This is a genomic window from bacterium, assembly GCA_035371905.1.
Taxonomy (GTDB): Bacteria; Ratteibacteria; UBA8468; order B48-G9; family JAFGKM01; genus JAMWDI01.
Window position 1 is genome coordinate 1 of record DAORXQ010000114.1, and the last position, 4,862, is coordinate 4,862.

At 27.5% G+C, this 4,862-nt stretch carries 5 protein-coding genes; all 5 read right to left on the minus strand.

All coding sequences use genetic code 11. From position 1 onward, the window contains the following. Positions 1–216: 216 nt before the first annotated feature. Positions 217–1,479, minus strand: a complete 1,263-nt coding sequence (locus tag PKV21_09055; GenBank protein HOM27633.1) for an ATP-binding protein — start codon at positions 1,477–1,479, stop codon at positions 217–219. A gap of 100 nt (positions 1,480–1,579) precedes the next feature. Then, the gene (gene cas2, locus PKV21_09060) at positions 1,580–1,855 is read right to left on the minus strand and encodes a CRISPR-associated endonuclease Cas2 (protein ID HOM27634.1); all 276 of its coding nucleotides are present in this window, start codon (positions 1,853–1,855) and stop codon (positions 1,580–1,582) included. Between the two features lies 1 nt (position 1,856). Next, positions 1,857–2,846 (minus strand): CRISPR-associated endonuclease Cas1, encoded by a 990-nt coding sequence (cas1, locus tag PKV21_09065; protein ID HOM27635.1) that lies wholly within the window; start codon positions 2,844–2,846, stop codon positions 1,857–1,859. A 2-nt stretch (positions 2,847–2,848) separates the two neighbouring features. Next, positions 2,849–4,129, minus strand: a complete 1,281-nt coding sequence (locus PKV21_09070; protein HOM27636.1) for a TIGR02710 family CRISPR-associated CARF protein — start codon at positions 4,127–4,129, stop codon at positions 2,849–2,851. Continuing rightward, positions 4,126–4,862, minus strand: a 737-nt coding sequence (csm5, locus tag PKV21_09075) for a type III-A CRISPR-associated RAMP protein Csm5 (protein HOM27637.1), incomplete at its 5' end; no start/stop codon positions are given. The genes csm5 and PKV21_09070, both read right to left, overlap by 4 nt.

Here is a 4,862-nt window from a genome sequence, read left to right on the forward strand (position 1 = left end):
TGTCGCAATCCCCTTTAAAGCAGGTCAGAAATTCTAACCGCGGGCTTTCAAAGAGCAAGTATATCAATAATTTTAATATCCTTTTCCGCAAAACCACTATTTTTCAACTTAAAATTTTTATAATATAAATACCTTATTTTGTCAAGTCCATTGTCTCTCAATAAATCCCAACTTGCGCTAACCCCCCCCTACTTCCTGCTTAAAAAAACATTTGCGCTAAAATTTATTTCTTTCTATAAACCATTCCCAAAAAGGTATAAATTTTACTCTTCCTTTTATACCAAACCATTTTATTTCTTCTTCGGCTTTATATTCGTTATTCAATATTATCAGATTTTCACATCTCAATTCTTCTTTTCCTTTCAAAAGTGCCCTTATTTCTCTTTTTTTTGTTTTTATATCTGAAATTTCATAAGCAACCTGTATCAATGAAATTGTGTCTGTTCCTTTCCTCACTACAAAATCAATCTCTTCTCCTTTTTCATTTTTCCAATAATATAGTTTTATTTTCCCTTCCATTTCATATCTTTTAAGTTCAACTGCCACAGCATTTTCATATAAAAATCCAGTATCTTCTGTTGCTTTAAGCGAACAGGTATAAATAAATCCATTGTCTATACAATATATTTTCTTATTTGAAGTTATCATTTGTTTTAATTTGAAAGAAAATTTGTTAACTCTGAAAATCAAAAAACCTTCCTCAAGGTAATCAATGTATCTCTCAATAGTATGAACACTTCTTGCACCAGTTATTTTTGATAATGTATTGTATGAAAATTCTTTGCCTGTGTTTGATATGAGATAAATAGCAAGGTTTTCTATAACATCTGGTTTTCTTATTCTGTATCTTTTTACTATATCTTTGTAAATCAATGAATTAAAAAGCATACTCAAATAATCCTTAAAATCAATTTTTTTAATATGTGGTTCAGGAAATCCACCAAAATTTATATACTGAATTAATTTACTTTTTATTTCACTCGTCGTAAGTTCTTTTCCCTCAATCCTTAAAAATTCCTGAAATGAAAATGGAAAAACAAACACTGAAATATGTCTTCCTGTTAAATGTGTGGAAAGGTCTCTACCCAAAAGTTTTGAATTACTTCCTGTAAGAATAATGTTAAATCCTTCTCTCTGTAATCTATTAACAAATATTTCCCAATTTCCAATGTTCTGTATTTCATCAAAAAAAAGTATCTTTGGCTTTCTGTAAACAATTTTTAAAGCATTTATCAGGTCATCATAATTCTTAATGTTGATTATTCTTTCATCCTCAAAGTTAATGTATCCAAAATCGCCTTTTTCTTTTAAAAAATGTATGCCAAAAAATGATTTGCCAGCCCTCCTCGGTCCAATTATAACCTTAATTAAATCATTTTCAAACTTCCTTTTGTCTATATCCCTTTCAATAAACCTTTCCTCAAACTTCCTCTCTATTTCTCTCTTTTGTAAAAGTAATATATCTTTAATTTTTTCCATCTTAATGCACAAATTTTACTATTTTTGTGTATTATATTTTAATATATAACAAAAATCTGTCAAATTTGATAACTTGAAATGGCTGACCTTGTTTTCGTTTTTAAATTATATAAAAATCCATGTCTTTTGTAATCTCTCCTATGCCAATTATCTCTACTTTTTTTAAACAACCTTCACATATTATATAAAATCTTATGCTATCATTCTCTTTATCTATTATCTCACCTGTCTTTTCTTTTATCTTTTTTAATTGCTCATCATCTATAATACATTCAAAAACACTATACTGAACGCGTGTGCCATAATTTTCAAGTATCTGACTTACCTTAAATCTTTTTTTATCATCCTGAATATCATAACTTATTACCACAAACATTTTATTTCAACTCAAAAGGTAAATATTCACAGTTTTCCAGTATTGTTTTCTCAAATTTCCTTATCTGGTGTTGAATAAGTTTTCTGTAATTCATTGTCTGGTCTTCATAATTTATTTCAGTTAAAATTCTTCTCTCATACTGTTTTAAATATTCTTTTATAGATGCCTCATTTAAATAAATTTTTCCTTCCTCTTCTTCACGAAAACCATCTCCCTTTATTATCTCTTTGTTAATTATTTCAAGTACCAATCTATCAATAATTACCTGTCTGAATTCTTCCATTAAATCAAGAGCAAGTGCAGGTCTTCCATACTCTACTGAATGCATAAATCCAAGATAAGGGTCAAAACCTATTGCCTGTAAAATTGAAAATACCTCACTTGTTAAAATAGAATAACCAAAACTTAAAAGTGAATTTACAGGGTCTTTTGGATTTCTCGGTACTCTTTTTTCAAATTCAAAGTTTTTAAGTATCATCTTTCCAAAACAATCAAAATAAATTGCAGAACATCTACCTTCAAGTCCAACTATAGATGAAACAGAATTTTTTCTTTTAAGTTCTTCAAGGTTTTCTTCAATTTCTTTTATTTCACCTGAAAAATCAATTTCTGGATGATTTCTCTGGTATTTCTGTAGAAAATTTTTTATGTTGTTAATTTTGCCTTCTACAAACTTTTTTGAGATTTCAACTCTAAATTCATCTGAATTATATTTTTCAAACTGTTTTATTCTTAAAAGAACATTTTTTGATTCAACCGGCTGAAGTTTTCCTATAAATTTACCATAGATTGTAAAAAAGGAAGTGTCAATGCCTGATGTAAGTAAAAATTTTAATGCCTGAGTTGTGATTTGTATATTCCCAAAAATAAAAACTTTATCAACTTTAAATTCAGGAATTTCAAATATAACACTGTCTTCTTTTTCAATTACAAATCTTTTATCTTCTTTCTTTAATTTTGCACCCTGTTCTGTAATATATAATGTCGCCAATTTCAGAAGTTATTAGGCAATTGGAAATACTCAATTTTTATTTTAATTTGGTTGCAACAATCATTTATAAAGTCCTTTATAAATTTTAAAATTTTCTTCCAATCATCTTTATTTACAGGTCTATCTCCATGTGCAAGTTTTGAAGTGTTTCTGATATTCAAAATATTTTTAAATTTTTTTTCTTTTTCTCTATAAATTTTTCCAATTTCGTCTCCAAGTTCATCTAACAATTCATATGAATCAACAAGCCCAATTTTTATTTTCCCTTCTTTATCTTTTTTAATTTCCCATTTTTCTTTATTTTTAACTTTTTCTATATCAACACTTGATGTCTCAATACCATATTTATTTTTTAATCTTTTTTGTGCAAAAAGTTCTAATGCTCTATATAATCTTGCTGTAGCATTGTCATAAAAAGAATTATGTGCCTGTCTTTCAGCATTTGCCACTAAATCAAAAACAGATTCGTATCCAGTTATTTTTTCACAAATCTTTAATAAATAATTTAAATGATCTTTAAATCTGCCACCATAGTTTTTAAGTATTGAAAGAGATTTGTCGTATTCAAAAATGTCCCAATAATAAAAACAGGTGCATAATTCACATTTCTCTATAATTTTTTTCTGTGTTTCTCTATCAAAAGTTGAGTACGTTAAAATATTTTCAAGTATTACTTTTGCAGGATAATATAAATATCGGGATATAAATTCATTAACAATTTGAAGAAGGAAATCAACCCTTGCAGAATTTACATTTTCAAGGACAGGGAAACTCAACTCCTTAATTTTTATAATATCTTCTCTTTTTCCTTTGACAATAGAAGGTTTTGTTTTGAATTCAAAAGCAGTAAGAATAGCCAGAACACTTGACATTGTTTTAGTTCCTCCTGTAAAATCACAGATAATCTCATCTCCTTCTTTTAAGGCTTTTTCTATTGTTTGTTTTGTTTTTTCATAAACTTCGTTAAAATCATCAGGGTCATTAAGTACCACTTTTTCGTAAGATTCAGAATATTCTGCTTGTTCTATAATTGGTGGGTATTTTTCTCCTTTTTCAATTATTTCTCCACACTTTTTACATTTTATTTCCTTTTTTCGTAAACATGGTTTTTCATTTATAACTCTACCATTTTTATCTTTACCATCAATAGTAATGCTTGATGCAACCTCAGGTTTGCCACCAGAACAAATAAAATATATAAAATCAGGATTATATCCTTTTATAGCAGATACAACAGGTTCATCGCTTCCACCAACTGTGATTATAAGAATTCTTCTGCTCATATTATTTGAATAGAAACCCAGCCCATTGAAATGGCACCAGATATTAATTTTCTCGTTTTAGGTTTTTGGACTTTATAAAAAATTTTAAGTTTTTCAGAAAGTATTAAAAAGGAAGTAGCCCAAGCAGTTGAACCCTGGCCTAATCTTAATAAATATCCATCCTTTGGTGGTTCAGGTAATATAATAATTTTCCCAGTTGCATATTCTTTTTCTTTTTTATAAACTTCTCTATAAAATCTATCAGCCATACTTAAAATTTCTTCTTCTTTGAATTTACAATCATCTGTTGTTTTTATTTCTGTCTCAAATTCAGTATTTATTTTTAATGTCTCATATAAAATTGGGAGTTTGTTTTGTGTTTTAGCACCAATAAGTTTTGAAAGAGAAAGTTCTAATGATTCTTCTGGTTTTTTAAAATTTGAATCCCTTACAATTAAATATTGTGCAAATTTCCCTCTATCATATTTTCCTGTGATTTCAGATAAAACTTCTGCAAGATGGTTCTCAAAATTTGTAAATTTTTTTATATTTTTCTTATACAAAACTTCTTCCATCAATCCTGATAAAATACTTCCTTTTAAAGAACTGCCAGGAATATAAACACTTCCACAAGATTTTATAAACTCTTTTACTTCAATTGGATTGAATTTTTCAGTTGTTTTTGATATATCTATTTGGTATAGAGTACATGAAAGAAGTAAATCAAGTGGTAAAATATTTTTTATATATCTTT